General features: G+C 54.4%; 25 protein-coding genes and 2 tRNA genes. 13 read left to right on the forward strand and 14 right to left on the reverse strand.

The window, feature by feature from the left end; all coding sequences use genetic code 11:
• Position 1: 1 nt before the first annotated feature.
• The gene (locus tag TLL_RS08530) at positions 2–1,690 is read right to left on the reverse strand and encodes a Ppx/GppA phosphatase family protein (RefSeq protein ID WP_011057517.1); all 1,689 of its coding nucleotides are present in this window, start codon (positions 1,688–1,690) and stop codon (positions 2–4) included.
• A 106-nt stretch (positions 1,691–1,796) separates the two neighbouring features.
• A complete protein-coding gene (locus TLL_RS08535; protein ID WP_011057518.1) occupies positions 1,797–2,528 on the reverse strand; it encodes a hypothetical protein in 732 nt (243 codons plus the stop codon).
• A 71-nt stretch (positions 2,529–2,599) separates the two neighbouring features.
• On the opposite strand from TLL_RS08535, the gene TLL_RS08540 reads away from it, so the two are divergent.
• From TLL_RS08540 to TLL_RS08560, 5 genes are read left to right on the forward strand one after another with little or no spacing between them, the layout of a single operon-like run.
• On the forward strand, positions 2,600–3,124 hold the full coding sequence (locus tag TLL_RS08540) for a GNAT family N-acetyltransferase (protein WP_011057519.1): 525 nt from the start codon (positions 2,600–2,602) through the stop codon (positions 3,122–3,124).
• 39 nt (positions 3,125–3,163) lie between these two features.
• Positions 3,164–5,449, forward strand: coding sequence for a phosphoribosylformylglycinamidine synthase subunit PurL (gene purL, locus TLL_RS08545; protein WP_011057520.1), 2,286 nt, complete (start codon positions 3,164–3,166; stop codon positions 5,447–5,449).
• Positions 5,450–6,898: an amidophosphoribosyltransferase gene (gene purF / locus TLL_RS08550; RefSeq protein WP_011057521.1), complete on the forward strand. Its 1,449-nt coding sequence runs from the start codon at positions 5,450–5,452 to the stop codon at positions 6,896–6,898. It abuts the gene before it with no gap.
• Positions 6,895–8,742: an alpha/beta hydrolase family protein gene (locus TLL_RS08555; RefSeq protein WP_011057522.1), complete on the forward strand. Its 1,848-nt coding sequence runs from the start codon at positions 6,895–6,897 to the stop codon at positions 8,740–8,742. Before purF ends, TLL_RS08555 begins: the two co-directional genes overlap by 4 nt.
• Positions 8,743–8,755: 13 nt before the next feature.
• Positions 8,756–9,412 carry a riboflavin synthase gene (locus TLL_RS08560; RefSeq protein WP_011057523.1) on the forward strand — a complete coding sequence of 219 codons (657 nt, stop codon included), beginning with the start codon at positions 8,756–8,758 and terminating at the stop codon, positions 9,410–9,412.
• Positions 9,413–9,417: 5 nt separating this feature from the next.
• Here the strand turns inward: TLL_RS08560 and tsf are convergent, their stop codons facing one another.
• Entirely contained in the window at positions 9,418–10,311 is an 894-nt protein-coding gene (tsf, locus tag TLL_RS08565) for a translation elongation factor Ts (RefSeq protein ID WP_011057524.1), read from the reverse strand.
• A gap of 17 nt (positions 10,312–10,328) precedes the next feature.
• Positions 10,329–11,120, reverse strand: coding sequence for a 30S ribosomal protein S2 (rpsB, locus tag TLL_RS08570; RefSeq protein ID WP_011057525.1), 792 nt, complete (start codon positions 11,118–11,120; stop codon positions 10,329–10,331).
• Between the two features lie 220 nt (positions 11,121–11,340).
• Here rpsB and TLL_RS08575 point away from each other — a divergent pair, with 220 nt between their 5' ends.
• From TLL_RS08575 to TLL_RS08595, 5 genes are all read left to right on the forward strand, one after another.
• Complete coding sequence (locus TLL_RS08575) at positions 11,341–12,732, forward strand: ParA family protein (RefSeq protein ID WP_164920917.1); 1,392 nt, start codon at positions 11,341–11,343, stop codon at positions 12,730–12,732.
• 358 nt (positions 12,733–13,090) lie between these two features.
• Positions 13,091–14,101: a sulfate/molybdate ABC transporter ATP-binding protein gene (locus tag TLL_RS08580; RefSeq protein ID WP_011057527.1), complete on the forward strand. Its 1,011-nt coding sequence runs from the start codon at positions 13,091–13,093 to the stop codon at positions 14,099–14,101.
• A gap of 70 nt (positions 14,102–14,171) precedes the next feature.
• Positions 14,172–14,243, forward strand: a tRNA-Gln gene (locus TLL_RS08585).
• Positions 14,244–14,260: 17 nt separating this feature from the next.
• Positions 14,261–15,043 (forward strand): HAD family hydrolase, encoded by a 783-nt coding sequence (locus tag TLL_RS08590; protein WP_011057528.1) that lies wholly within the window; start codon positions 14,261–14,263, stop codon positions 15,041–15,043.
• Between the two features lie 54 nt (positions 15,044–15,097).
• Positions 15,098–15,169, forward strand: a tRNA-Lys gene (locus tag TLL_RS08595).
• Positions 15,170–15,175: 6 nt separating this feature from the next.
• On the opposite strand, the gene TLL_RS08600 is transcribed toward TLL_RS08595, so the two are convergent.
• The 5 genes from TLL_RS08600 to TLL_RS08620 are packed head-to-tail and all read right to left on the reverse strand — an operon-like array spanning position 15,176 to position 19,387.
• Positions 15,176–16,021, reverse strand: coding sequence for a PspA/IM30 family protein (locus tag TLL_RS08600; RefSeq protein ID WP_011057529.1), 846 nt, complete (start codon positions 16,019–16,021; stop codon positions 15,176–15,178).
• A 47-nt stretch (positions 16,022–16,068) separates the two neighbouring features.
• Entirely contained in the window at positions 16,069–16,848 is a 780-nt protein-coding gene (gene fabI / locus TLL_RS08605; RefSeq protein WP_011057530.1) for an enoyl-ACP reductase FabI, read from the reverse strand.
• A gap of 57 nt (positions 16,849–16,905) precedes the next feature.
• Positions 16,906–17,979, reverse strand: a complete 1,074-nt coding sequence (locus TLL_RS08610) for a Rieske 2Fe-2S domain-containing protein (RefSeq protein ID WP_011057531.1) — start codon at positions 17,977–17,979, stop codon at positions 16,906–16,908.
• Between the two features lie 39 nt (positions 17,980–18,018).
• Positions 18,019–19,062: a photosynthesis system II assembly factor Ycf48 gene (locus TLL_RS08615; RefSeq protein WP_011057532.1), complete on the reverse strand. Its 1,044-nt coding sequence runs from the start codon at positions 19,060–19,062 to the stop codon at positions 18,019–18,021.
• A complete protein-coding gene (locus TLL_RS08620) occupies positions 19,052–19,387 on the reverse strand; it encodes a rubredoxin (protein WP_011057533.1) in 336 nt (111 codons plus the stop codon). Before TLL_RS08620 ends, TLL_RS08615 begins: the two co-directional genes overlap by 11 nt.
• Positions 19,388–19,732: 345 nt before the next feature.
• Here TLL_RS08620 and sfsA point away from each other — a divergent pair, with 345 nt between their 5' ends.
• Positions 19,733–20,458, forward strand: coding sequence for a DNA/RNA nuclease SfsA (gene sfsA, locus TLL_RS08625; RefSeq protein WP_011057534.1), 726 nt, complete (start codon positions 19,733–19,735; stop codon positions 20,456–20,458).
• Here the strand turns inward: sfsA and TLL_RS08630 are convergent.
• Both TLL_RS08630 and TLL_RS08635 read right to left on the reverse strand, forming a co-directional pair.
• Complete coding sequence (locus TLL_RS08630) at positions 20,455–20,808, reverse strand: VOC family protein (RefSeq protein WP_011057535.1); 354 nt, start codon at positions 20,806–20,808, stop codon at positions 20,455–20,457. The two genes, sfsA and TLL_RS08630, sit on opposite strands and share 4 nt — an antisense overlap.
• Positions 20,808–21,344, reverse strand: a complete 537-nt coding sequence (locus tag TLL_RS08635; protein ID WP_164920918.1) for a phycobiliprotein lyase — start codon at positions 21,342–21,344, stop codon at positions 20,808–20,810. Before TLL_RS08635 ends, TLL_RS08630 begins: the two co-directional genes overlap by 1 nt.
• A 182-nt stretch (positions 21,345–21,526) precedes the next feature.
• On the opposite strand from TLL_RS08635, the gene TLL_RS08640 reads away from it, so the two are divergent.
• Positions 21,527–21,850 carry a DUF2605 domain-containing protein gene (locus TLL_RS08640; RefSeq protein WP_011057537.1) on the forward strand — a complete coding sequence of 108 codons (324 nt, stop codon included), beginning with the start codon at positions 21,527–21,529 and terminating at the stop codon, positions 21,848–21,850.
• 36 nt (positions 21,851–21,886) lie between these two features.
• The gene (locus TLL_RS08645; RefSeq protein ID WP_011057538.1) at positions 21,887–22,168 is read left to right on the forward strand and encodes a DUF2973 domain-containing protein; all 282 of its coding nucleotides are present in this window, start codon (positions 21,887–21,889) and stop codon (positions 22,166–22,168) included.
• Positions 22,169–22,255: 87 nt separating this feature from the next.
• Here the strand turns inward: TLL_RS08645 and TLL_RS08650 are convergent, their stop codons facing one another.
• The 3 genes from TLL_RS08650 to rsmG all read right to left on the reverse strand — a co-directional run bounded on the left by TLL_RS08650 (position 22,256) and on the right by rsmG (position 25,785).
• Positions 22,256–24,541, reverse strand: coding sequence for a ComEC/Rec2 family competence protein (locus tag TLL_RS08650; RefSeq protein WP_011057539.1), 2,286 nt, complete (start codon positions 24,539–24,541; stop codon positions 22,256–22,258).
• 110 nt (positions 24,542–24,651) lie between these two features.
• On the reverse strand, positions 24,652–24,942 hold the full coding sequence (locus TLL_RS08655) for a DUF1816 domain-containing protein (protein WP_011057540.1): 291 nt from the start codon (positions 24,940–24,942) through the stop codon (positions 24,652–24,654).
• 183 nt (positions 24,943–25,125) lie between these two features.
• Positions 25,126–25,785 carry a 16S rRNA (guanine(527)-N(7))-methyltransferase RsmG gene (gene rsmG / locus TLL_RS08660; protein WP_231833756.1) on the reverse strand — a complete coding sequence of 220 codons (660 nt, stop codon included), beginning with the start codon at positions 25,783–25,785 and terminating at the stop codon, positions 25,126–25,128.
• Positions 25,786–25,790 lie beyond the last annotated feature (5 nt).

The following is a 25,790-nucleotide window of genomic DNA, read 5'->3' on the forward strand; positions in this document are numbered from 1 at the left end:
ATCACTCATTCACTGCTGTAGCTAGATTCACTGCTGTAGCTAGAACCGTGCCACTGGTGGCCACTAATTCCACCTTCAAACTGACACTAAATTGGCTTTCAAAGGGTTCTTTTTTGTAGTTGACACTCCAAATTTCCAACTCACAGCGATCGCTAGGGTCTGCCGGATGGATCTGCAGACAAAACTGCCGCTGCGGAGGGCGCCACTCACAGGTAATGTGATCCACGGCCCCAATTTGCCGCCGATCCAAGGCCGAAGCCAGCCGCAGAATAGCACTGAGTTGCTCGACCATTTGCCGTTCTCGCCGTCCCATCAATTGGCGGAAGTTTTCATGCTTTTTCTTGGGGGGGCTTTTGCGGTGATAGCGACAGAGGTTAGCAATGATTTCAATTTCCGTATCGGTATAGCCGAGTAAGCCGCCGTGGCGCACAAGGTAATAGGAATGTTTGTGGTGGGCGGAATGGCTGACGTAGTGGCCGGCATTGTGGAGAATTGCCGCTGCCCAGAGGAGTTCCCGTTCCGCTTCTGTCCAGTTGTGGAGAATCCCTTGGGTGCGATCAAACAGCGTTAGGGCAAAATTGGCTACCCGTTCACTGCTGGCCAGATTGACGTGGAATTTTTGCGCCAAACTGTAGGTACTGCGCTGGCGGACGGAGCTTTGATAGCGAAGACGGTCTTCAATCAGTCCGTGCGTCAGCATCCAGTCCACAATGATGCCTTCCCGCAGGGCGCGATCGCAGGTGATCAGGCTGCTTTGGCCAAGCATCTCCATGGCCTCAACAAGAATGACTGCCCCCGCAACAATAATTTCTGCTCGCCGCTCCGACATCCCCAACAGTTGACAGCGTTGGTTAAAGTTTAGCCGCCGCAATTTGGCCAGGAGAGCTTTCAAGTCCTCAAGGGTGAGTTCATAGCCCCGTAGAGAGGGGGGGCAACTCCCAAGGCGATCGCAGATGTGAATCATCATCAGGCTTTCAATGGTGCCTGAGGTACCCACCAATTGCGGTTTTTCATGGGGACCGAGGTGTTGCCGCAGGTCTTCAACGGCACGATCTAACATTCCCCGCACATAGGCTCGTAGGACTGCGTAATCTTGATCGCTAATGGGATCGCTTTTAACAAATAAATCCGTCAGGCGCACTGCCCCTACTTTGGTACTGCTGAGGGAGCGGGGTTCATGGCCATCGCCCAGAATTAACTCCGTGGAGCCACCCCCAATGTCTATGATGATGTGGGGCTTGCCGTTGAATTCTAGGCCCGAGAGCACCCCCAGGTAGATGCGCCGCGCTTCCTCTTCGCCGGAAATGAGATCAATGGTCAAGCCGGTCTCTTTTTTGACCCGCTCTAAAAACTGGCGACCATTGGGGGCTTCGCGCACGGCACTTGTGGCGACGCCAATTATTTCTTCCGCCTTGAGGCCCGTGGCCAATTCGCGACAGCGGCGCAGGGTGGCGATCGCCCGCTCCATGGCCTCTTCCGTCAGTTGCCCGGTAATTTGGCAGCGTTCCCCCAGCCGCACCATTTCCTTTTCGGCAGCAATGATTTTAAAGCTGGGTAAGCTGGGCTGAATTTGCACCACCACCATGTGAATTGAGTTTGTCCCGACATCAATTGCCGCCAGAATGCGATCGCTGAGGTTCACCGGTCGCCACAGGTGGAGATGTTGTTCAGCCGTCATTGGACTTGTCATCAAGGGGGCAAACATCCCCTATGGTACCCCAACGCCAACCCTTTTCATGGGGATGAAACAGACTCAAACCATGAAAGCCAAGAGGGTATCTCCGTATCTCCTAATTTCATAAAAGGGCTGTATTTCCTGTTAAATGATCCTTGATTTTGGCGGCAATCCGTGAACCTAAATAATCGGGAATAACGCTGCCATTGGGGCCCAGCAGATAGAGCAACAACCGCACCCGCCCCCGCCAAAGCATAAAGTTGATATTGACCACCAGCAATTCCTCTTGCCAAATGGCATGCATTAGCTTATAGAGCAGTGCCGGATGATTTGCAGACTCCACCAAGAGTGCCGGCAGATGAAAGACCTGATCCTGATAAAAACTGGTGATCACTTGCGGCAGGCCTTCGTTGAGGTTAAACTCCATGGCCAACATTTGCTCAACCGCAAACTCACCGCTGAGGGTCTGGTGGAGGGCACGGCGCACGCTTTCACTGCGCTTTTTGGTCAGGGGTTTGCCCTGCTCTGAGAGCACAAGTTTGACAAAAACCAGCAGCGGTGGTCGCACATGACCATAGAGCGAGACATTGTGAATCGTCAGCTTGTAGGCGGCCATCACCCCAAAGAGATCACTGAGCAGATAGGAGTGATTGCGGTGGGCAAAGTGGAGAATGGAGCGATCGCCCTCGGGGACAATTTGAATCACCGCCTGATTGGTCCGATGAATTTGAAAGCCCAACTTCAGGTTTTGCAGTTGGACATCCCGACCAACAAATTGCTCATAAAAGTCCGGAAAGGAGCGGTTGAAGCGCTTCAGGACATCAGGGTTACGCAGTTGAAAATCGGAAACCATGGGTGAGAGTCGCTATACTATAGCCTAGGCCGGGTTACACTTGGTCGTTTCCCCATCTCCAGCATACTTGCATGAGCTTCTGGAAATCGCTGTTCAATTCGCAACCGACTGCCAGCGCTACCACGACGTCCCCTAGTTTAGGTTCTCCGGTAGAGCGGGACAATGGCAGCGAAAGTAAAATTATTTTTAGCAAAGAAAAAGATATTGATGTCTATGAACTAGAAGAACTTTGTGATGCTGTTGGCTGGTCGCGCCGCCCGATTCGTAAGGTGAAAAAAGCGATTCAGCACAGCTTTTTGGTGATCTCGATGTGGGAACAGCGGGGGGCCTATCGTCGCCTGATTGGTTTTTCCCGTGCCACCTCTGACCATGCCTTCAATGCCACAATTTGGGATGTAGTGGTGCATCCAGAATTTCAGGGGCGCGGTCTGGGCAAGGAGCTCATGCGGCAGATTATCAAAGAACTGCGCAGCGAGGACATCAGCAACATTACCCTCTTTGCCGATCCCCATGTTGTGGACTTTTACCGTCAGTTGGGTTTTCGCCCCGATCCCGAGGGGATTAAGGGAATGTTTTGGTACCCCAATTCCCGCTAGGCTCGATAATCAATAACGTCGCTGTAACGATCCTTTGCCATGAGCCAAACACCCCTCGTCACTGAGGCTGAGATTACTGCCGAAGGCCTCAAGCCCCAAGAATACACCGAAATTGTCCGCCGCCTTGGTCGCCATCCCAACCGCGCAGAATTGGGCATGTTTGGCGTGATGTGGTCAGAGCATTGCTGCTACAAAAACTCGCGTCTCCTGCTGAAGCAGTTTCCAACCCAAGGGCCACGAGTCCTTGTCGGCCCCGGTGAGAATGCCGGTGTTGTGGACTTAGGGGATGGCTTGCGCCTTGCCTTTAAGATTGAGTCCCACAACCATCCCTCGGCCATTGAACCCTTTCAGGGAGCAGCGACTGGCGTGGGGGGGATTCTGCGGGATATTTTTACGATGGGGGCGCGTCCCATTGCCCTGCTGAACGCCCTGCGCTTTGGTGATCTCAAGGAAGCAAAAACCCAACAATTGGTGAAAGGGGTAGTGGCGGGTATTGCCCACTATGGTAACTGTGTTGGCGTGCCCACGGTGGGGGGGGAGGTCTATTTTGACCCCTGCTATGCCGGTAACCCCTTGGTGAATGCCATGGCCCTGGGTCTTATGGAAACCCCAGAGATTGTTAAATCGGCAGCCAGTGGTATTGGCAATCCAGTCCTCTACGTTGGCTCCACCACGGGGCGGGATGGCATGGGGGGAGCCAGTTTTGCCAGTGCTGAGCTGACGGATGAGTCAATGAGCGATCGCCCGGCTGTCCAAGTGGGGGATCCCTTTGTGGAAAAATGCCTCATTGAGGCCTGTCTGGAAGCCTTTCAAACTGGAGCAGTTGTGGCCGCCCAAGATATGGGGGCAGCAGGATTGACCTGCTCGACCTCGGAAATGGCTGCCAAGGGGGGTGTTGGCATTGAACTGGACCTGGACAAAGTGCCCGTCCGCGAACAGGGGATGGTGCCCTATGAGTTTTTGCTCTCGGAATCCCAAGAGCGAATGCTGTTTGTGGCCGCTCAAGGGCGAGAAGCAGAACTGATTGAGATTTTCCAGCGTTGGGGCCTGCAGGCAGTGGTGGTGGGTCGTGTCATTGCCGAACCCCTGGTGCGGGTGCTTTACCGGGGTGAGGTGGCCGCAGAGGTGCCTGCCCGTGCCCTTGCCGAAGAGACCCCCCTCTATGAGCGAGAATGCCCCAAGGAGCCGCCAGCCTATGTCCAACAGGCGCGGCAGTGGTCGGTGGATCAATTGCCGCTACCGGCGCGATCGCCCGCGGAGATTTTGCTGACTCTCCTCGCCACCCCCAGTATTGCCTCTAAAGCATGGGTCTATCGTCAGTACGATCACGAAGTCCAAAACAACACCCTGGTTTTCCCCGGCGATGGGGATGCCGCAGTAATTCGCCTGCGGGGCACTGCCAAAGGGATTGCGGCCACCGTAGATTGCCCCAGCCGCTATGTGTATCTGGATCCCTACGAAGGGGGCAAAGCCGCTGTCGCTGAAGCCGCTCGCAATCTTAGTTGTGTGGGGGCAGAGCCTCTGGCTGTCACCGATAACCTCAACTTTGGTAGCCCAGAAACACCCGTGGGTTACTGGCAGTTGGCCAATGCCTGCCGCGGTCTTGCCGAGGCTTGTCGGGCCCTACAAACGCCGGTCACGGGGGGGAATGTTTCCCTCTACAACGAAACAATTGATAGCAATGGCCAGCCACAGCCCATTTATCCAACCCCAGTGGTGGGGATGGTGGGGTTGATTGCCGACCTGCAGCGGGTTGTCGGTCAGGGCTGGCGAGCGACCGGCGATGCCATCTACCTATTGGGGTTGCCTCTGACTACCCCTTTGAGTGATCCGCGCCTGAGCCTAGGCGGGTCAGAATACCTTGCTCAGATTCATGGCCTTGTGGCGGGTTGTCCACCTCAGATTGATTTAGACCTTGAGCAGCGAGTGCAGGCGGTGTGTCGCTATGGCATTCAACAGGGGTGGATTGCCAGTGCCCACGATCTCAGTGAAGGTGGTTTGGCTGTGGCCTTGGCAGAAAGCTGTCTGAGTGGGCAGCGGGGGGCGACGATACAATTGCCAGAGGGCACCTATCCCCGCTGGGATGCGCTGCTATTTGCTGAGGGGGGGGCGCGAATTCTGGTGTCTGTACCGCCTAGGGAACAGGTGGCATGGGAAGCCTATGCCCAGGCACAACTGCCCAATGCTTGGACCCGCCTAGGGGTTGTTAATGGTGAAGATACGGAACTGTGTATTGACAGCTGTAACAATTCTCCCCTCATCAGGGTTACGATAAAGGAGTTAGATCTTGCGTGGCGATCGCCCCTACCGAAGTATTTGGACTAAATGACAGAACAACAATTTGCGGATAAGCCGGAAGAGGCCTGTGGGGTATTTGGGGTTTATGCCCCCGGGGCGGATGTGGCTCGCCTCACCTACTTTGGTCTCTATGCCCTGCAACACCGAGGTCAGGAATCCGCTGGAATTGCTACATTTGCCGGTGACACCGTCCACTGTCACAAGGATATGGGTTTGGTGTCCCAAGTCTTTGACGAAGAGATTTTGGGACGGCTGGTGGGAGATTTGGCTGTGGGCCACAACCGCTACTCAACCACGGGTTCCAGTCGCATTGTCAACGCCCAACCAGTGGTGGTAGACACTCGTTTAGGACCTTTGGCCTTAGCCCACAACGGCAACTTAGTGAATACCTACGCCCTGCGGGAACAGGTGCTGGCCTGTGATGCGCCGACGGCGGTGTTGGCGAGCACAACCGATTCTGAACTCATTGCCTGGGCGATCGCCCAAGCGGTGGCCACCGGTCAATCCTGGGCAGAGGGGATGATTACAGCGGCTCAACAGTGCCAAGGGGCTTTTAGTTTAGTAATGGGTACCCCAGCGGGATTGTTTGGACTGCGGGATGCCCACGGCATCCGTCCCTTAGTCATTGGCCGCTTGATGACAGAAGGGACGCCCCACTATGTCCTTGCTTCGGAGACCTGCGCCCTCGATATTATTGGTGCCGACTATGTGCGGGATGTGGAGCCGGGGGAACTGGTGCACATTACTCCGGAAGGGATTGGCAGTGTGCAGTGGGCAGAGTCTCAACGGAAGCTGTGTATCTTTGAGATGATTTACTTTGCCCGTCCCGATAGTGTCATGCAGCGGGAGAGCCTCTATAGCTATCGGCAGCGCTTGGGTTATCAGTTGGGTCGTGAAGCTCCCGCCGATGCCGACGTGGTGATTGCTGTGCCTGATTCTGGGGTGCCAGCGGCCATTGGCTTTTCCCAAGCAACTGGGGTACCCTATGCCGAAGGCTTGATTAAAAGTCGCTACGTGGGGCGGACATTTATTCAGCCCACCCAGTCGATGCGGGAGTCGGGAATTCGCATGAAGCTGAATCCACTGCCAGATGTGCTGATGGGTCAGCGGGTGGTGATTGTGGATGACTCGATTGTGCGGGGCACCACTAGCCGCAAAATTGTCAAGGCGCTGCGGGATGCCGGTGCTGTGGAAGTCCACATGCGCATTTCTTCGCCCCCTGTTACCCACCCCTGCTTCTATGGCATCGATACCGATACCCAAGATCAGCTGATTGCTGCCACCAAGTCTGTGCCTGAAATTGCCGCTCAGATTGGCGTGGATTCCCTCAGTTACCTCAGTTGGCAGGGGATGATTGCCGCCACCTACGATACGGGCGATCGCTTCTGTTCCGCCTGTTTTACCGGCAACTACCCGATTAGCATCCCCGAGCCAGTGAAACGGCAAAAGTTGGTGCTTGAGCAACTTCCCCAATGAGTCTGGACTGCGGCTACTGGCCTTCCATCCTCTCTGCAGCCGCAGTTAGTGCTGCTGCCACCAGTATCAGCGAATTGCGCGCCACTCCCCTTGGCTTGGTGTGGTTAGAGCGGCGTCCCCAAGAAAAGGGGCGAGGAGTACTGGTGCGTCAAGGGCAAGACCTTTTGGCTGCTCCCTGGAGTGTGCGATCGCGAGTGAATGAGTACGGCGGCGGTGCCTACTGGTGCCATGGTGACCAGATTTACTTTGTCAATGATACCGATCAGGGCATCTATGCCCTTGGGGAACCCCACCCTACGCTCATCTACCAAGCTGCCAATACCCGCTTTGCCGATGGCTGTGCTGATCCGTGGCGCGATCGCCTGCTGTGTGTTGAAGAAGTGCTTCTTCCAGAGGGTCGCTCACAGCAGTCCCTCGTTGCGATTTCCCTATCGGGGAAACGGACTTCCCTGAGGACTGGGGCGGGTTTCTATGCTGCGCCCCGCTTGAGTCCAGAGGGCAAGACCCTTGTCTGGCTGCAATGGTCGGCACCGCAGATGCCCTGGGATGGCTGTGAACTGTGGGGCGCCATGGTTAGGAGTGACGGTTCCCTGGGTACTCCCTACCGCATTGCTGGCGGCCGTGAGGAATCCGTCCAACAACCCCAATGGCAAGGCGATACCCTCTACTACATCAGCGATCGCTCCGGCTGGTGGAATCTCTACCGCTACCGTGATGGCCACCATGCCCCCATTTGGCAGGCCAGTTATGATGCTGGCGTACCCCTGTGGGTGTTTGGTCAATCCACCTATGCCCTTGTGAACGCTGAAACGGCGGTTTTCACCTATAGCGATCGCGGCCTGTGGCGGCTAGCGGTTGTTGGCCTCACTAGCGGCGAGTGGCACACACTGGCCACAGACTACACCGAGGTGCATTCCCTCGTGCGGCTGAGCGATCGCACTGTTGCCTTTATTGCCAGTTCACCCCTGTTGCCCCCCCATATTGGGCAGTTCAATCTTGAGGACGGCACCACGACACCGCTCCAGCCCATTGCTTCTCCCCTGCCGCCGGAGTGGATTTCTCAGCCCGAGCTGATTGCATTTCCCACAACTGACGGTGCAACTGCCTACGGATTTTTCTACCCGCCCCAAAATCCCCAAGTGCAGCCGCCGTCACGCCCACCCTTAATTGTGAGAAGTCATGGGGGGCCTACGGCAGCCAGTGGCACTGGCTTAGATTTGCGCATCCAGTTTTGGACCAGTCGCGGCTTTGCGGTGTTAGATGTCAACTATCGGGGCAGTACCGGCTATGGTCGCGCCTATCGCAATGCCCTGCGAGGACAGTGGGGAGTGGTAGATGTGGCCGACTGTGTTGCAGGGGCGCAGTATTTGGTGGCGCAAGGACGAGTGGCGGGCGATCGCTTGGCGATTCGTGGCAGCAGTGCCGGCGGCTATACCACCCTTTGTGCACTGACGTTTACGCAGGTCTTCCATGTGGGGGCAAGTTACTACGGCATTGGCGATCTCCTCCGCCTGCTCAAGGAAACCCATGCCTTTGAGGCCCATTATTTTGATCAACTGATTGCCCCCTATCCCGAAGGGGCAGACCTCTACCGCCAGCGATCGCCCCTCTACCATGCGGATTGCCTCACCTGCCCAGTGATTTTTTTTCAAGGGCTAAAGGATGTGGTTGTTCCCCCCAGCCAAGCAGAGCAGATGGTGGCCGCCCTTCAGGCCAAGGGCATTCCCGTTGAGTATTACACCTTTGCCGAAGAGGGGCATGGCTTCCGCCAAAGTAGCACGATCGCCACCGCCCTTGAGGCAGAATTGAAGTTCTATCAAAGGCATCTACTGAAATCTACTTAAGGGCTAGATAACAATGTTTACTGGTATTATTCAGGCGATCGGTGTGCTCCAGCAATGCTCCGAGTCCCAGTTGGTCATTACTGCAACCGATGCTCCTTTCCTTGGGGATGTCGCCGTTGGCGATAGTATTGCTGTTGACGGTGTCTGTCTCACCGTGGAAACCTTTGATGCGAGGGGGTTTACGGTCAGTGTCTCCCCAGAAACGCTCCAACGCACTACATTGGCAGCCAAGGCGGCAGTGGGAGCAATGGTCAACCTAGAACCTGCCCTGCGGCTAGGGGATAGGGTGGGGGGACATTTTGTGACTGGTCATGTGGATGGTGTCGGCACCGTACTGGCGATCGCTCCTACAGGCATCAGTTGGACATTCACCTTCTCCGCCCCTGAAGCGGTGGCAGCGTACATTATCCCCAAAGGCAGTATTGCCATCAATGGCATTAGCCTCACTATTGCCGATTGCAATGAAAAAGGGGATGAATTCAGCATTGCTGTCATCCCCCATACCTATGCAGAAACCACGTTGCAGTTTCTTAGGGTTGGCGATGGTGTGAACCTAGAGGCGGATTTGCTGGGCAAATATACCCGCAAGTTTCTCCAGCCCCAAAACGCCGCAGCCGCAGTGGATAAGGAAATTGACCTTGGGTTTCTCCAAGCCCATGGCTACGCCTAGGGGCATTATTTTTTCTTCTTGTTTGAGCGAGACTTGCCACCGGATTTTTTGGTGGCGGCACCAAATCCCTTGCTTTCAGCCCCAGGTTGCTCTACTAGCTCAGATACTGGTTCTGCCGGCTGCTCAGCGGCTGCTACAGGTTCTGGGGTTGGCTCTTCAGCCGTCACTGCCGCTGCTGGTTCAGGTTCGCTCACTTCGGGTGGGGCAGTTTCAGCGGCGGCGGCAGTTTGTGCAGCAGCACGCATGGCTTGGGTTTGGGCAGCGACTTCTTCAGCAAGGTTAGTTTCTTGCTTCTCGATCCCCTCACCGAGGACAAAGCGTTGGAAGCGGCGAATCCGGATATTTTCCCCCAGTTCGGCAATGTGCTCTTTCACCAACTCTTCAACGGTCTTGGACTGATCGCGGATAAAGGGCTGGTAGAGCAAACAGAGTTCTTTGAGGGTTTTTTCCAGCTTGCCAGCAACAATTTTTTCTTGAACCTCTGGGGGTTTTCCTTTCAAGGCATCGGAGCCAAGGGCAATCTGGCGTTCTTTCTCCTTGTACTCCGCAGGAATATCGTCTAGGGAGACAAATTCCACATTGGGGCAAGCAGCAATTTGCTTGGCAATGTCTTGAACCAGGGTTTTAAATTTCTCGTTGCGAGCAACAAAGTCAGTTTCGCAGTTGACCTCCACGAGCACACCAATGCGCCCGCCGGTGTGAATGTAGCTATCCACCAGACCTTCACTGGTTACCCGCCCGGCCTTTTTACCCGCAGAGGCTAGACCCTTTTGCCGCAACCAAGTAATGGCGGCTTCCATATCGCCATTGGACTCCTGCAAGGCTTTCTTGCAGTCCATCATGCCGGCACCGGTTTTGTCCCGCAGTTCTTTGACTAGTTTGGCTGAAATCTCTGCCATGATCTGTTCCTCAAGGATTAAGCATCAGAGTCATCTGGAATATCTAGGGCTTCAGCATCACCATCGTCGCTGGTGGTCATCCCATTGTCGTCCTCATCAGCGAGATCCGCTTCGGGTTCCTCCAACTGACCATGGCGTCCCTCATAGATAGCATCGGCTAGTTTGCCCACAATCAGCTTAATCGAACGGATGGCATCATCGTTAGCCGGAATGGGAATATCCACCTGGGTGGGGTCACAGTTGGTATCTAGCAGTGCCACGATAGGAATCCCCAATTTGTGACACTCGGCAACGGCGTTGTACTCCCGCTTGACATCAACAATAATTGCGATATCGGGCAAGCGCCGCATTTGTTTGATCCCGCCAAGGTATTTTTGTAGGCGTGCCAGCTCTCGCCGCAGGGCTGAGGCCTCCTGTTTTGGCCGCAGATCAATGAGGCCGCTTTCCTCCATGCTTTCTAGTTCTTTGAGGCGATCGACACGGGTTTTGATCGTAGTCCAGTTGGTGAGCATTCCCCCCAGCCAGCGCTGGTTGACGTAGTAACTGCCGCAGCGGAGCGCCTCCTGTTCAACAATGCCGGCGGCTTGACGCTTGGTCCCAATAAACAAAAAGCGTTTGCCTTTTTCAGCAGCGTTGCGGATGTAGTTGTAGGCTTCTTCCACCAGTTGGGCGGTCTGTACGAGGTCAATGATGTGCACCCCATTGCGAACCGTGAAGATGTAGGGTGCCATCCGGGGGTTCCAGCGGCGGGCTTGGTGGCCAAAGTGAACCCCTGCCTCCAGCATTTGGGCAAGGCTGAGAACTGCCATTGATATTGTACTCCTATGGGTTAAACAACCATTCGTCCATGATCCGGTGAGGACACCCAAGGGGACGAATGTGAAAGATTTGCAGAGCTATTATCATAGCGTAATGATCAAGGCCTTTGGAAGGCCCAATCCCCAGTGATTTGGTAGCGTTGTCATCTTGACGCTCGGGGGTGGCCAACCTACTTCTGAAACAGGCAAGACGGCTGGATGGTGCTTAACCTTGGATATTTCCCGCTTGCGATCGCAATGGCAACAGATTCACGGTGACGAAACCTCTGAAGCCGTTATTGAGGAGCACTTTGTCCAACCACTCTTGAGTGTGTTGGGGTTTGGCGATCGCGATCGCCTCTCCTCCTTTGATACCGGTATGGGCATTGCCGATGTAGCAGCGCGGTTTCCCCGCCAGGGTCAGCCTCCCTTTTCGCAGACGCAAGTTGACCCCGATTTAATTGTGGAGATTAAAACCCCTGCCCGTCGCTCTCGCAATACCCCCAGTCAAACGGTGGCCTTGAATCTTGAGAATGGTTCTGCCCATCATAGCCGCGCTCTGCAACAGCTGCGCCAACTTCTCAGCGGGTGCCACTGCCAAGGAACCGCTTGGGGGTTGATCACCAATGCCCGCCATCTCCAGCTTTTTCGACGCCATGGTCACCTGGTCTATCCAGCCACGCCCAATTATGAACTGACGGGCGATCGCCTTGAGTGGATTATCAAAGACCTCAAAACCTGCCTGCGATCGCGCCCCCGGGCCACCACCCTCGGCATCTATAATTACAAGGGGGGAGTGGGCAAAACCACCACCACGATTAACTTAGGAGCCACTCTTGCTGTGGCGGATGCGGCGGTTTTGCTGGTTGATTGCGACCCTCAGGGGGATCTCAGCCGTGCTCTTGAGCTCGCCCCCCTAGGGACAACCCTGGCGGCCTGTCTACAACATCCTGATGAGCCGATTACGGCCGCGATTCGCCCCTTTGACTTGCGCATTCGCACCAGTAGCAGTATCAAATCTGCCCATATTTTTGATGTCATTCCCGCTGCGCCACAACTGCAAAGTCTCCTCATTCAGGCAATGCAAACCCAAAATCCACCCATTACCCGTCTGCGGGAGCGCCTCGCCCCCTTGCGCGATCGCTACGACTACATCCTCATTGACTGCCCCAGTGCCTGGCTCTTTTTAAGTAAGAGCGCCCTATATGCCAGTGACGCCGTTTTGATTCCCACCCGCCACACCGATCTCTCCTCCCTCAACAATGCAGCTCAGGTGATTCACCAATTTCTCTTTCATGAAATCCACCCATTGCGCCGTGAAGGGGGACCCCTGCCTTTACCCATTTTCTTTAATGGGGCTCCGACAACCGCCAAGGCAATGGCCGTTGCCCAAGCAGAAATTGAACGGATTCTCCAGAAACTCCCCCACCTCACCCCCTACTTTTGGCCACAGTATCAAGCTAATGACACGACTGTATTTGCCATTCCTGAATATGCTGTCATTTCCCGTGCCGCCTTTGCCCGTGTTCCTGCTGTGTTCAAAGATAAGCGCGTCCTAGGCTTCTATCAGGCATTGGTGCAGACCTATCTTCGTCCCCTAGCGCCTACCAATGACCTCCCCTAACAGACAACTTTCTAACAGGATTTATAAAAAATCTAAAAACAGAAATTGCTTGCTCCCCCTAAACTGAAATTGGCCCTTGCCGAGCAGTAGTCATAACTGAGCCTGTTACCCCCTCCCCAACCACTAACGTTTTGAAAACTGTAGAGTCAATCCAGTCGCCACGGGCGGAACTCACCCCCCGTAAAGGTTCCGTGAAACGTTCAACATCGTAGAGGCCAAAATAAGGGCAGAACGGGACGATGACGACCTCCTTCGTCTCTGGACGAGGGTCTGAGGAGGTGTTTGCTCTGTAGGCAAAGACACAAGCTGCAAAACTACGGTAATCTTATAGAGAAACTAGAGTATTACTGGCAGTGCTATGGGCATCACCATTGAAAACGTTTCTAAGTCCTTTGGTTCCTTTCAAGCAGTCAAGCAGGTGGATTTGGATATTGCCAGTGGCTCTTTAGTGGCGCTGTTGGGGCCCTCCGGTTCTGGCAAATCAACCCTACTGCGGCTGATTGCGGGTCTAGAGATGCCCGACACTGGACGGATTCTGCTCACGGGCAAGGACGCCACCTATCAAAGTGTTCAAGAGCGTAATATTGGCTTCGTCTTTCAGCACTATGCCCTTTTTAAGCACATGACGGTGCGCCAAAATATCGCCTTTGGCCTAGAGCTGCGCAAGGTGCCCCGTGCCAAGATCAACGCTCGGGTGGCGGAACTGCTCGAGTTGGTGCAGTTGACTGGCTTGGGCGATCGCTACCCCTCTCAGCTCTCAGGGGGACAGCGCCAGCGGGTGGCTCTTGCCCGTGCCCTTGCGGTAGAGCCCAAGGTGCTGTTGCTCGATGAGCCGTTTGGTGCCCTCGATGCCAAAGTGCGCAAGGAACTGCGAGCATGGTTACGCCGCCTCCATGACGATGTCCATGTGACAACGGTCTTCGTGACCCACGACCAAGAGGAAGCCATGGAGGTCGCAGATCAAATTGTCGTCATGAACAAAGGGCAAGTGGAGCAGGTGGGCACCCCCGCTGAAATTTACGACCATCCCGCCAGCCCCTTTGTGATGAGCTTTATTGGCCCCGTCAATGTCTTACGCTCTCGGGTTTTCCAACAAAGTGAAGGTACGGCTGCTCACTGCGATATTTTTCTGCGGCCGCGCGACATCATTATTGAAACCCGTCCCAATGGCAACACCGTCTCAGCCCGCATTCACCGCATCATTCACTTAGGCTGGGAAATTCAGGTGGAACTGCGCCTAGACGATGGGCAGGAATTGATGGCCCACCTCTCGCGAGAGCGATTTGACGAGCTGCACCTTGAACCCCAACAGCAGGTCTTTATTAAGCCACGGGAGGCAAAGTCCTTTCCCCTTTACTACAGCATTTAGGCACGAAAAAAAATCAGTCCATCCCTTGAACAACGGTCCCTAGACTTGCTATGCTAACAAAGCGATGCAATGGGGTGTCGCCAAGCGGTAAGGCAGCGGGTTTTGGTCCCGCCATTCGGGGGTTCGAATCCTCCCGCCCCAGTTAGGTCTTAGAACTCAATGGCACCAACACTGCCCTCATTGCTGGCCTTGGATTTTGATGGCGTTCTCTGCAACGGCCTGCGGGAATATTTTCAAACCAGTTGGCGAGTGTATCAGCAGGTGTGGCCTGAGCCGCTCCTTGGGATTTCCCTAGAGCAACTAGAAAGGGAATTTGGTCAATTGCGCCCTGTGATTACGGTGGGGTGGGAGATGCCGCTGCTGTTGCGGGCAATTGTTGCAGGTACCCCTGCTCAACAGATTCTCCAAGATTGGCCAAAGGTGCGCGATCGCCTGCTGGCTACCTATCATCTCACTGCCGCTGATTTAGGAGCACGCGTGGACGGCCTGCGCGATCGCTGGATTGAAACGGACTGGCAAAGCTGGTTGGCGCTCCATGACTTTTATGACGGTGTCATAGCCGCTTTGCAACACTGGCAGGCCCAAGGGCAAGCCCTCGCCATTGTCACCACCAAAGAGCAGCGCTTTGTCACCTATTTACTGGAGCAGGCGGGCCTCTCTTTTCCCTCGGAGGCCATCTATGGCAAAGAGCAACAGCAGCCAAAACCTGTGATTCTTCAGGCGCTGCAGTCAACCTATGGTGCCCCCCTGTGGTTTGTTGAGGATCGCCTTGGGGCCCTCCTACAGGTTGCCGTGACACCAGAACTAGGGCAAACAGAACTTTTCTTGGCCGCCTGGGGCTATACCACGGCGGGCGATCGCGCCCAGGCTGAGGCCCATCCGCGCATCCATCTCCTCAGCCTAGAACAATTTTGCCAATTTCCCCACTGGCTGCCCCCCTAACCCCTTGTCTTTCAAGGCGGTTTTCTCTATACTGAAAAAGCTGTGAAACAGCGCGGGTCGCTAGCTCAGCGGTAGAGCACTCGGCTTTTAACCGATTGGTCTTGGGTTCGAATCCCAGGCGACCCACTTCACCTAACCCTCTAGGAGGCGGCGGAGCTCTGCGATATCGTCATCAACAGATTTACTTTGAGACGATGAACGGGTGCGGGGTGCGTCCTGCACTTCGGGAGCAGAGACATTGATATGGATATTCACCTGACCGCTGCCACTGGAGGTCTGGGGTAGCGTTCCCGCAGAGGGGGCATCCGGCAACAAGCCCATTTGTCGCTTCATTTCCAGCAGCTCAAATTCCACGTCTTGCCTGTTAGCGCTGCTTTGGAGGGCTTCGAATTGACTTTCGAGAGTATCGCCACTCAGTTCAGCAATGGCTTGGGAGCGGGCCTCCATTTGGAGCACTTTATCTTCCATGCGCTCAAATGCCGCCATCGCATTGGAGGTGCCCACCTTGCTGACCGCTTGGTGAATCTGCTCCGAGGCCTTGGCTGCACGAACCCGTGCCTTAAGCATTTCCTTCTTCGTTTTCGCCTCAGAAATTTTGCTTTCAAGAGCCGTCAAGTTGTCCTTGAGGGTTTTCACTTGAGCAGCCATTTGATCCACCTGGGCTTTAAGGGCAGCAGCGGTATCTGCGGCAGTTTTCTTGCGATTTAAGGCTTCGAGGGCCAGTGCTTCATCTCCTCTACTGAGGGCAAGCCGTGCCCGCTCTTCCCACTGTTGGGCATCCTTAAGGTTTTGGGCGTACTGTTGTTCGAGTCGTTTTTGAGCGGCAATGGCCTGAGCAACCGCTTGGCGTAACTTCACCAAGTCGGCATTCATATCAATAATCGTTTGCTCAAGAATTTTTTCTGGATCTTCAGCAGCGCTCACTAGGGCATTGAGGTTAGAGCGAATTACCATGCCCACACGATCAAGTAAACCCATGCTTGGCCTCGTCAATAACTCGTTGACTCTACTCTAGCGCATGCCCCTCACATGCCCATGATGCAGTAGCCCGAATCCACGTAAAGAATTTGGCCAGTGATGCCACTGGCTAGATCACTGGCAAGAAAAGCTGCTGTGTTGCCCACTTCTGTTTGCGTTACCGTACGCCGCAGCGGAGCCGTGGCTTCCACATGGTGAATCATGTCCAGAATGCCCCCTACGGCTGAGGAAGCTAAGGTGCGAATCGGACCAGCGGAGATACCATTGACGCGGATGTTCCGAGGCCCTAGTTCCGCTGCGAGGTAGCGCACATTCATTTCTAGGGCTGCCTTAGCAATGCCCATGACGTTGTAGTTTGGCACAACCCGTACACCCCCCAAATAGGTGAGGGTAATAATTGAACCCCCATGGGTCATCAGGGGTTTAGCGGCACGGCTGAGGGAGATAAGGGAGTAGGCACTAATGTCAAGGGCAAGATGAAAGCCTTCGAGGGAGACCGCTGAAAAGTCACCATTGAGATCTTCTTTTTGGGCAAAGGCCAAACAGTGAATCAAGATATCTAAGCCACCCCATGTGGATTGAATCGCCGCAAAGACATCGTCAATTTGTTGAGGTTGCTGCACATCTAGCGGCAGGAGCAACTTGGGAACAAGGGGGGCTGTCAGTTCCTCGACCTTTTGCTTGAGCTTTCCCCGCTCGTCGGGAAGGTACGTCACCGCCAGTTCAGCACCCGCGGCATGGATCTGTTGGGCAATCCCCCAAGCAATCGAACGATTATTGGCAATGCCTGTCACAAGGGCGCGTTTGCCCGATAGGTCTAGGAGCATAGGTCCAGCCAGTGCGAATGATCTAACCCTCTGATCCTACCAGAGGGGCTGCTGCCTTTAGCGCCAGCGCAGGACTTGGGTTTTCAGGGGGTTGACAAATTCCCGTTCCTCTTGGGTGGCCTTTTCGTACTCCCGTTTAAGCTGGTAGTACCACTTGGCTTGGTAATCCGCTTCTTTGATGAGGGTCAAGGGTGGTTTGTACTTCAGGCCTTCGCTTTGCTTGGCTACAATGCGCAAATCTTGGTTGAGAAATTCCCGCGCTAGGGGAGCCAGTAGGGGTTTCAGGGGAGCAAGCCAAGGAAATGTCCAGTAGTAGGTGGCGGTGAGTTCAGTTTCCTGATCATTAATGGGGGTGAGGGTAATCAGAAAACAAAACGTGTGGCGATCGCTATAGTTGGTTTCAATGCGAATCCCCGGCAGCCGATAGATAATTTCCACCTCCGGGTGGCCACCCAAAAGATGGTGTGCCCAAGACTTGCGCAACAGGGGATGACGGCGCATTGTAAAGCCATAGGGCGACGGATCAAAGGTTTTTGCCTTCTCAAAGAGCTTGCCTCGCTTGCGCCACCACCACGCCCCATGGACAAAGGGCGCATGGGAGGGATCCATAAAGTTAATAAACACCTGATCTAGATGTCCCGGAAAGATGAATTTTTGTACCGCTTGGGGTTGGGTCTCGGCACTAAATCCGGGAACAAGGGGCACCTCTAGGGTGGGCTCGCTGACATTGCGGCCATTGGCCGGGAAAAAAATCCAGAGATTGCCCTGCACCTCCCGCACCGGATAGCTCAACACCCCAAAGTTCTTGAGATCCACATCGCTATCACTCGTCAGGGAGGGAATCAGCGTACAGTGGCCGTGGGCATTAAAGCGCCAGCCGTGGTAGGGGCACTCCACCTCTTTGCCATCAAAGCGACCATAGTGCAGGGGCATGCCACGGTGAGGGCAGAGATTACGCAGGGCAAAGGGCTTGCCTGAAGTGGTACGACAAAATAGGATGGGCTCCCCTAAAAGCACCTTGGCTTGACACCGACCGGGTTTAAGGTCAGCGGCGGGCAGGCCATAGTACCAGATATTGCGCAAAAAGCTATTACCCCCATGGAGAGAGAATGAAGTGCTGCTGGATGTCATAACGAGACGCCACCAGAGGCTCGGCAGTTATTTTCTACGTTACGCTGGCGCAGCCGTCAAGTCAGTTACATAGCGCAGTAAGATTCCCTTCTGGCCGAGGATAAACCCTTGATCGGGACTAAAGAAGAGAATTTTATAGAAGTTGGAGGGGACTTTCTTGACATCCACGTCCTGCTGCCACGTTTGGCCACCATCTTGGCTACACAGCAGCGCGCCGGCACCCCCTGCTAGCCATACTTCGTTCGGTGTGCGATAGGCCAGATCAAGGAAGCCAACACTATTGCGACGCAGAGGACTCAGCAGTTCTCCCCAGTTCTCAGAATTATCTGGATCAGAGAAAGCGATTTTACCGCCATTGACAATCATCCAGAGCCGACCATCAGGGGTAAAGCCCATATTGTGAAGGCGCCGGGAGGTGGTGCGATTATGGGGTTCCCAAGCGGTTTGTCCGGGTTCCCAGGTAGAGTAAAAGCTCCCCCGCGAGGAGACAGCCACATACTCGCCAGAGGGGGAACGGTTGAGGTTGCGCATGACACCAATGGCTTCTTGGACTAAGGCTTGCCAGTTTTTGCCACTATCTTTGGTGCGGTAAATTGCCCCCACGTTGGTTATCATTTCCGCAGAGCCATTGCCGAGGGCTTTGATCAGGCGGGGCGAGCCGGGGAGTTTTGGATCGAGGGGAATTTGGCTCCAAGATTGGCCACCATCAGTTGTGTGCAGCATAATTGGCGGCTCACCGACAATCCAGCCCTCGTTCCCTTGGAAGCTGACGCTGTTGAAGCGATAGTCGGAATGATCTAAAACCAGCGTGCGCGGTTCCCAAGTTTGACCACCGTCGCGGGTTTCCATTAGCGTGGCATTGACACCTACCAACCAACCATGATGACGATCAATAAAGCTCATGTCAAGAATCGTTGCGGTGGTTGGCAGTTGGATCGCTTCCCAAGGGTTGTAGTCTAAAGCAGGAATAGCAAGGGCAGGGGTACTCAGGCTCACCCAGAGGAGAACGGTCCCTAGGAGCCAATGCAGGAACTTGATTCCTTTCATTTTTTGCCAATGGATGTCAATTTGTTTAGCGAACATTATAGAAACTCAGTAGAAAAAGAACAGCAAGGGCAAGACCACCAAAAATGAGGATATTTTTTTGGCCAGGGGTGAGGCGATTCACACCGAAGCCATAGTTGAGATTCTCCTTGAAGCCTGAGGGGGATCCCACAGGTCCAATGTTGCTAAATTGCTTTTTTGGAGCACTACACACTGGACACCGCCAGTTCAGGGGCAGATCAGCAAAGGCTGTCCCGGGCGGAATCGAGCGATTCTCGTCTCCCTTTGCCGGTTCATAGATGTAGCCGCAGGCACGGCACTCAAACCGATCTAAGGGCGCAACATCAGGGGTTTCGGCGGTCATACCTCAGAAATTTTTAAGATTTGCGACATACATCTTAATACTACGGGATTTGGGGGCGTTTCTTGTGGGCAGAACCGGGGAGTTTTCAGGGCAATACTGCGAAACTCTAAGACATGTAACGAAAGATCGGGTCTTTGCAACATAAATATAAAGAAAAGATTAGGAAAGGCCCCCCTGCCAAGAAGTGATGCCATGATAGGGGTATTCAATTGAGGTCAGCCGATATAGACCTTAACCTTAAATCTCCTTTAATATTCCGTAGAATGCTGGCTTCCATATCACCAAAGGGGGCTGGCATTTTACTTTTGGGGTAAAATGAGGGCTTGCGCTTTCTGCTGATCCCCTGTGACTCCCCCATTCTGTTGGTACTATCCACCGCTCCAAGAAGGAATTCTCTGTCGGCGCTATCAGCGATTTTTTGCTGAGATTGAGTTGACCTCGGGCGATCGCGTTACGGCCCACTGCCCAAATACAGGGCCAATGACAGGGATTTGCCAAGTAGGTGCTCCCGTTCAAGTCTCCTACCATGCGGATCCCAAGCGTAAGCTAGCCTATACGTGGGAAATGATTTTTGTTGACGGTACCTGGGTAGGGGTGAATACCAGTCTGCCCAATCGGGTCATTGCTTCGGCGTTGGCGGCAGGCATCCTACCGGAACTGGCTGGCTACGGCACTCAGCAGCGAGAGGTGGCCTACGGTCAAGAGCGCAGCCGCATTGACTTTTACTTAACGGATCATCCTCAAGAGCCCCCCGCCTATGTTGAGGTGAAAAATACCACTTGGGCGCAAGGGGGTTTAGCCCTGTTTCCTGATACGGTCACCAGCCGCGGTCAAAAACATCTGCGGGAACTGCAACGGCTGCGGCAAACCCAACCAGAAACTCGGGTGTGTATGCTCTACTTTATTAATCGCGGCGATTGCGATCGCTTTGCGCCCGGAGATAGTGCTGATCCCACCTATGGACAGCTCCTACGCGCTGCCTACAACCAAGGGGTGGAAATTTTGCCCTACCGCTTCGCCATTGAACCAAGGGGCATTCAGTTCTTGGGAACTGCCAAGCTGTTGCTCTAGGACAGTTGGCTAAGTTCAATCAAATTGCCATCGGGATCGGCGACAAAGATGGCGGCGCGTCCTGAGGCACTGCGCTGCCAGGGAATTTGGGCTGCCACTAGGCGTTGTTCGAGACTGGCTAAATCAGTCACACCAAGGGCAAAGTGGGGGTTACGTCCCCACCGCTGATCTTGACAGGTATCTACTACCTTCTCCGCTTGGATCAGATGAATTTCCACGGCACCGATTTGGTACCAGCGGCCGGGAAATTTCAGGGGGCGATCGACGGCGGTAAGACCCAGCACCCCTTCATAGAAGGCAGCAGCTCGCTCTAGATTCGTGACGTTAATGGCAACGTGGAGAAAAACCATCAGGAGTTGGCGGGTTGCGTCACCCCTAAGCGAATTTCCGAGCAGAAGGAGGCCATACTAAAACCACCAAAGCGCTTGAGAATACTGGTGCGCAGACGTAAATTGGGGCTGGCAAACCAGAGGCGCTCTTCGGAATAGATGGTTTCGTATTCGGTAATCAATGTCAGGGCACCATCACTGCCCATGCTGAAGCGACCGGCAACCGGTGCTTTTTCAGCGTAGCCCATTTCCCGCAGGAGCTTTCCTTCCATCCGCGATCCCTGATCCATGATGGGTACCAGTACTGTTGAGCCTTCGTGCTTCTCATTGTCCCATTCCATGGTGCCGTCCCAACTGACCCGCGCGCCGCACACTGCCCAAGCGGGATCCATATCATATTGCTGACACAGGGCAATGACTGCAGGATCATCCACCGACAGTAATTCAATGGTTAACTGAGACTTGCCGGACTCGGTTTGCTTAAAGGCCAAGTGATGACTCGTCCGTTGGGAAAACCAGCGGCCAGCACTTTGGGCAAAAAAATCGCGGATGTCCATACCTATGCACACTAGCTAATGGGGACAGAATCGGTATTTTTTAGTCTTTTTTTAGGGTACACCGTCTCTTCGATTCCTTCCAAACGATCGCGCCGCGGAAAGGGCACTGAAAAATCAAAAATGTAACAATATGTAAACGAGTTTAAGATTTAAGATAGAAGTAGATCGCCCTCATAATCCCTATGCTGCACTCAAATTTACCTGAACCTCAACTCCTTAAGGTCTTGTTGGAGCCGCTACTTGAAGATTTTCAGTACTGGTTCACGCGATCGCGATCGCTGTTGCAGACAGAGGTCATTCCTTTCCTGGAGGTGGCACAACAGCAGGCACTCCTTGAACGGGTGGAGACAGCCCTCAACGATGTGATTGCTACCCAAAGCCTCTTTCGGGCAACGGACGGCCAAGTGGGGGTTGATACACAGGTATTAATGCAGTGGCATACGCTCTTGATGGAGTGCTGGCAGGTTGCCCACCACTACCGCTTATCCAAATCTTGTGACGCTTAAACGATTCTCAGCGCTTGGCTCGGAGGTGCTTTCTTCATGTTGCAGTTGATTTACATTGTTGTCTTTACGGTCTTGGCACTACTGGCCATGGCGAATTTGATTCGCAGTTTGTTGACCCTCGGTATTGAATCACAACGGCAATTTTCACCGCAACGGGTAACCCATCCAGAACTTTTAGATAGCGATGGCCGTGTTATTGATGAACCCCTGTTGGTGATGCGCTCTTTGAGTGTGGAGGATGCCCGTGCCCAACTGGATGCAATCTATCGCGAATCCCCCAGCTACGGTGATGATGGCGGTGGCAACAACCCAGCTTAGGTTTTTAGGGGAGGCTGCCAGAAGTTGTCCCTAAGTGGCTGCTTCGTGCTGTCTGCTGTAACCGCCAGCAGCGGGTAAGGGGGCATCCTAAATCAAGCCGTCGTTTTGAGGAGTATTTGCTTTTAGGGAGCCATCGGGCTGCCAGCGCACCTCCCCGGCTTCTCCAACAACAAAATAGGGGATTTGTTTTTGCTTTAAGTAGCGGGCGATCGCCGGATCAAGGGTATTCCGACTAAGAATGACACTGCGCGGCTTGACAATCTCAAAGAGGCGTGGCGTTAATTTTCGCCCCCACCACCAGAGAACCTGCGGCGGTTCCACGGGCGTCACGGCCAGCCAAGCCGTTTGCGCGGCATCCCGACTCGGATCAGTGACAAAGAGCCACTGAGTGTTGCCCATCTCCAAGGTCAAGATGGCTGGATCCGCCCGCAGGACTGTAATTTTCACCTGACCCAGTTGAACAGGTTGCCGCAGGGGGAGCGGTTGATAGGGGACCTTGAGGGTAGTCAACATTTCCCAGTAGGCAGGATCACTTTTGGCCGTTGGCACATCCGTCAATTGGCGAATGGGGGTGATCTCATGAATGTCGCGCCAGCCCTGTTGTTGACGGTACTGGCGATCGCTGGCCACCGCCCAATCAATCCGGTTAATGCCCTCTTGAGCCAAAAAGGCCGCCAGCCCTTGGGCATCGCCGCCATTGATCACCACGGTACCTGCCGGTTGCTGAATCACGAGGGTGGGAACCCGCGTATTGGCCAAAACAGTAGCCTGGAACAGGGTGGTTTGGCGGAAAATAAACGGCACAAGGACAAGGGTGACGCCCAGCGTAAACAACAAGAACCAGCGCCGCCGCCAAGGGGGACTCAACCACACCAGTAGCATCAGACCATAGAGGACAATGACCTGTAGCCAACCCAAGCTGCCAAGGGCAATCACTGCTCCTGGCCAGCGGCCAATGGTTTCAATCAGCCACAGGAGCAAGGCCGTGGGGTAGGAGAGCAGCCAAGCTAGGGCAGAGCCGAGGGGAGGAAGAATGAAACCAACGGTTGCACTGATAAAACCGCCAACAGTCAACAGAATCAGGAAAGGATTGGCAATCACATTGGCCGGCAGACCATAAACAGGGATAGTGCCAAAGATAGCGAGGGACAAGGGAAGTACCCAGAGGGTGGCCGCTAAGGCCACAGCAAGGGGGCTGCGCAGGGGTGTCGGCAGCCAATGGAGGCGATCGCTGATGGGTTGGGCGCTGACAATTAAGCCCAAGGTGGCGAGGAAGCTCAATTGAAAGCCTATGTCTTCAATCCAAAGGGGGTTGTAGATCAGCATGGCGGTGGCGATCGCCAAGAGAATCACAAGGGGTTGCCCCTTTTGGCCATTCACTAAAGCCACCAACCCCGCTAAGCCCATCAGGGCAGCGCGCATTGCGGAGGGGGCAAATCCAGTCAAAAAGGCAAAGAACACCAAGACGCCAGCCCCCAGCCCAGAGCGCCACCGCTGCGGCAGAGGACGGGTTGCCGTTAGGACAACGGCCAAAAGAATCGCTGTGTGAAACCCTGAGGCTGCCAGGGCATGGGATAGCCCCGCTCGCCGAAAGCTGTCGCGCACCTCAAAGGGAATGGCCACCGCGCGGTTCCCCAGCACCATTCCCGAGACCACAGCACCATGGCGATCGCCCAATCCTTGGGCATGGACTTGGACAATTCGCTGCCGTAGTGCCCATAACCCCCAGGGTGATCCCTGATCCAAAATGGTGACCTTATTGGCCGCTAAGCCCGCAAAGGTGTACTGCAACTGAAGCTGCCGCCGAAAGTTAAAGGCACGAAAAAACTGACTACCCCCACTGCGGGGAAGATAGAGCCGTCCCACAAGCCGAATCCGCTGGCTGGGATGCAGCATTGCCCCTTGCTGTGCTGGAACGGTGACGTAGAGACGACCGCTTGCCCGCCCTTGGAGCACACCACTTTTAGCAGCTTCCCCACTCAGATTTTCATAGCGCTCCACCCCAAGAAAAAAGCGTAGTCGCCCAGCGCGATTGGGCAGTGGTGTGGTTTCAACACGACCCTCGACCAGCACCGTTGGCGGTAGATTGAGTGCCTCAAGACGCGGCACCAAAGTGCTGATGTCATTGACCCCCGGCTGGGGGGTGCGCAGCCATACATAGAGCATTGCCAAGAGGGCAACCCCGGTGGCGATCGCAAAACTTTGACTTGCAGGCAGTCGCAGCCAAACCCTACCACCCCAACGGCGGCCCCCGTAGAGCATCCCCCCTAGGGCCAAGATCCCCAGCCACCCCCACTGAAAGAGACTGAAAATACACCCCGTAATAAAGGCGATCGCCCAGAGAATTCCATCCGCCTTGGTAATGGTGAACATAGCCCTGTGGAGGTTGGCGTCCAGTGGAAGTACCTAGAAGGAACTCTAAGGCACCATCCTACTTTAAGAAACTCTAGGGACAAAGTTTTGGAGCCAATTCAGACTTTAGCCTATGTTATGCCGACACTAAGGGGCACCCGCGTCTTTTTTTCGGCGTCAATGGTCACCTCTTCAGGACGGCAGCGCACCACACTGACCTCCAGTCCCTCTGCTCCCTCAGCCTCCAAGTCCTCAATGTAGCCATCCTTCTCTTTTTCGGCCTCCGTGGGTGTCAGAAAAGGACCAAAGTAGTACGTGCAGGGGGGGGTCTTCGTCTCTATCTTGACCCACCATGCCAGACCCATTCCATTGAGGAGATCGGCGAGCCAGCTTGTAAAACTTGTATTATTATCTTTAAACATTGACGGTATTCCTCCAAGACTTGCCAAATTGCCCCAACCAATCCATACATCTCTTGGTTTGTTCTCTATTTGTGTATAACTGATCCCCCCCTAAATGTGTATGGCAAAACTTCCAAACCATCAATTGTCATATTTATTTACAGCAAGACTCCCCAGGAGGACAAGATCGCCAAGATCACTGATTCAACCCTGACGCTGCAGGTAAACGCAGTGCCGTTGGGCATGGCTCAAGGGAGTAGTAAATCCCTGAATGTCTAGTCGTCGACTGCGGTATCGTGGCAAGAGAGTCTCTAGATGCTGGGTATCCTCGTCGCTCCACTGACCTCGGTACAGGACTAAAATGCCCCCCGAGCGCAACAGGGGCAAGCCGTAGGCACAACAACGAGCAACATCACCGACGGCTCGAATCAAGGCCAAATCATAACGGCGGCCATGGGACTCTGCCCGTCCCCATTCTGGGTAAATGTTGGCCAAGCCAACCGCTGAACCCAGAGAGTGCAAAAATTTCACTTTCTTTTGGGTTGCTTCAAGGAGCGTCACTGACCAGTCCGGGCGGGCGATCGCCACCGGTACCCCCGGAAAACCACCGCCACTGCCAATATCAATGACCTGTTGAATCTTGGCTCCCCACAACGTTTCCCCAGTGGGCTGAAGCCACGGTAAAATTCCCCGCAACGAATCCCAGAGGTGTTTCTCCCAGAAATCAGGGACTGCCGTAATCCGCGTCAGGTTCATCCCTTGGTTGGCTGCAAGGAGAGCCCCATAGAACCGTTGGAACTGTTCCTGCTGTTGGGGTGTGGGTTGCCACTGGAGGGTTTCCTGCCAAGGGAATTGCTCAAGCAATAACG

The organism is Thermosynechococcus vestitus BP-1, from assembly GCF_000011345.1.
Taxonomy (GTDB): domain Bacteria; phylum Cyanobacteriota; class Cyanobacteriia; order Thermosynechococcales; family Thermosynechococcaceae; genus Thermosynechococcus; species Thermosynechococcus vestitus.

Coding starts and splice junctions, on each gene's coding strand:
- TLL_RS08530 (WP_011057517.1), bottom strand. CDS start 1,690: ATGACAAGTCCAATGACGGCTGAACAACATCTCCACCTGTGGCGACCG.
- TLL_RS08535 (WP_011057518.1), bottom strand. CDS start 2,528: ATGGTTTCCGATTTTCAACTGCGTAACCCTGATGTCCTGAAGCGCTTC.
- TLL_RS08540 (WP_011057519.1), top strand. CDS start 2,600: ATGAGCTTCTGGAAATCGCTGTTCAATTCGCAACCGACTGCCAGCGCT.
- purL (WP_011057520.1), top strand. CDS start 3,164: ATGAGCCAAACACCCCTCGTCACTGAGGCTGAGATTACTGCCGAAGGC.
- purF (WP_011057521.1), top strand. CDS start 5,450: ATGACAGAACAACAATTTGCGGATAAGCCGGAAGAGGCCTGTGGGGTA.
- TLL_RS08555 (WP_011057522.1), top strand. CDS start 6,895: ATGAGTCTGGACTGCGGCTACTGGCCTTCCATCCTCTCTGCAGCCGCA.
- TLL_RS08560 (WP_011057523.1), top strand. CDS start 8,756: ATGTTTACTGGTATTATTCAGGCGATCGGTGTGCTCCAGCAATGCTCC.
- tsf (WP_011057524.1), bottom strand. CDS start 10,311: ATGGCAGAGATTTCAGCCAAACTAGTCAAAGAACTGCGGGACAAAACC.
- rpsB (WP_011057525.1), bottom strand. CDS start 11,120: ATGGCAGTTCTCAGCCTTGCCCAAATGCTGGAGGCAGGGGTTCACTTT.
- TLL_RS08580 (WP_011057527.1), top strand. CDS start 13,091: ATGGGCATCACCATTGAAAACGTTTCTAAGTCCTTTGGTTCCTTTCAA.
- TLL_RS08590 (WP_011057528.1), top strand. CDS start 14,261: ATGGCACCAACACTGCCCTCATTGCTGGCCTTGGATTTTGATGGCGTT.
- TLL_RS08600 (WP_011057529.1), bottom strand. CDS start 16,021: ATGGGTTTACTTGATCGTGTGGGCATGGTAATTCGCTCTAACCTCAAT.
- fabI (WP_011057530.1), bottom strand. CDS start 16,848: ATGCTCCTAGACCTATCGGGCAAACGCGCCCTTGTGACAGGCATTGCC.
- TLL_RS08610 (WP_011057531.1), bottom strand. CDS start 17,979: ATGACATCCAGCAGCACTTCATTCTCTCTCCATGGGGGTAATAGCTTT.
- TLL_RS08615 (WP_011057532.1), bottom strand. CDS start 19,062: ATGTTCGCTAAACAAATTGACATCCATTGGCAAAAAATGAAAGGAATC.
- TLL_RS08620 (WP_011057533.1), bottom strand. CDS start 19,387: ATGACCGCCGAAACCCCTGATGTTGCGCCCTTAGATCGGTTTGAGTGC.
- TLL_RS08630 (WP_011057535.1), bottom strand. CDS start 20,808: ATGGTTTTTCTCCACGTTGCCATTAACGTCACGAATCTAGAGCGAGCT.
- TLL_RS08635 (WP_164920918.1), bottom strand. CDS start 21,344: ATGGACATCCGCGATTTTTTTGCCCAAAGTGCTGGCCGCTGGTTTTCC.
- TLL_RS08640 (WP_011057537.1), top strand. CDS start 21,527: ATGCTGCACTCAAATTTACCTGAACCTCAACTCCTTAAGGTCTTGTTG.
- TLL_RS08645 (WP_011057538.1), top strand. CDS start 21,887: ATGTTGCAGTTGATTTACATTGTTGTCTTTACGGTCTTGGCACTACTG.
- TLL_RS08650 (WP_011057539.1), bottom strand. CDS start 24,541: ATGTTCACCATTACCAAGGCGGATGGAATTCTCTGGGCGATCGCCTTT.
- TLL_RS08655 (WP_011057540.1), bottom strand. CDS start 24,942: ATGTTTAAAGATAATAATACAAGTTTTACAAGCTGGCTCGCCGATCTC.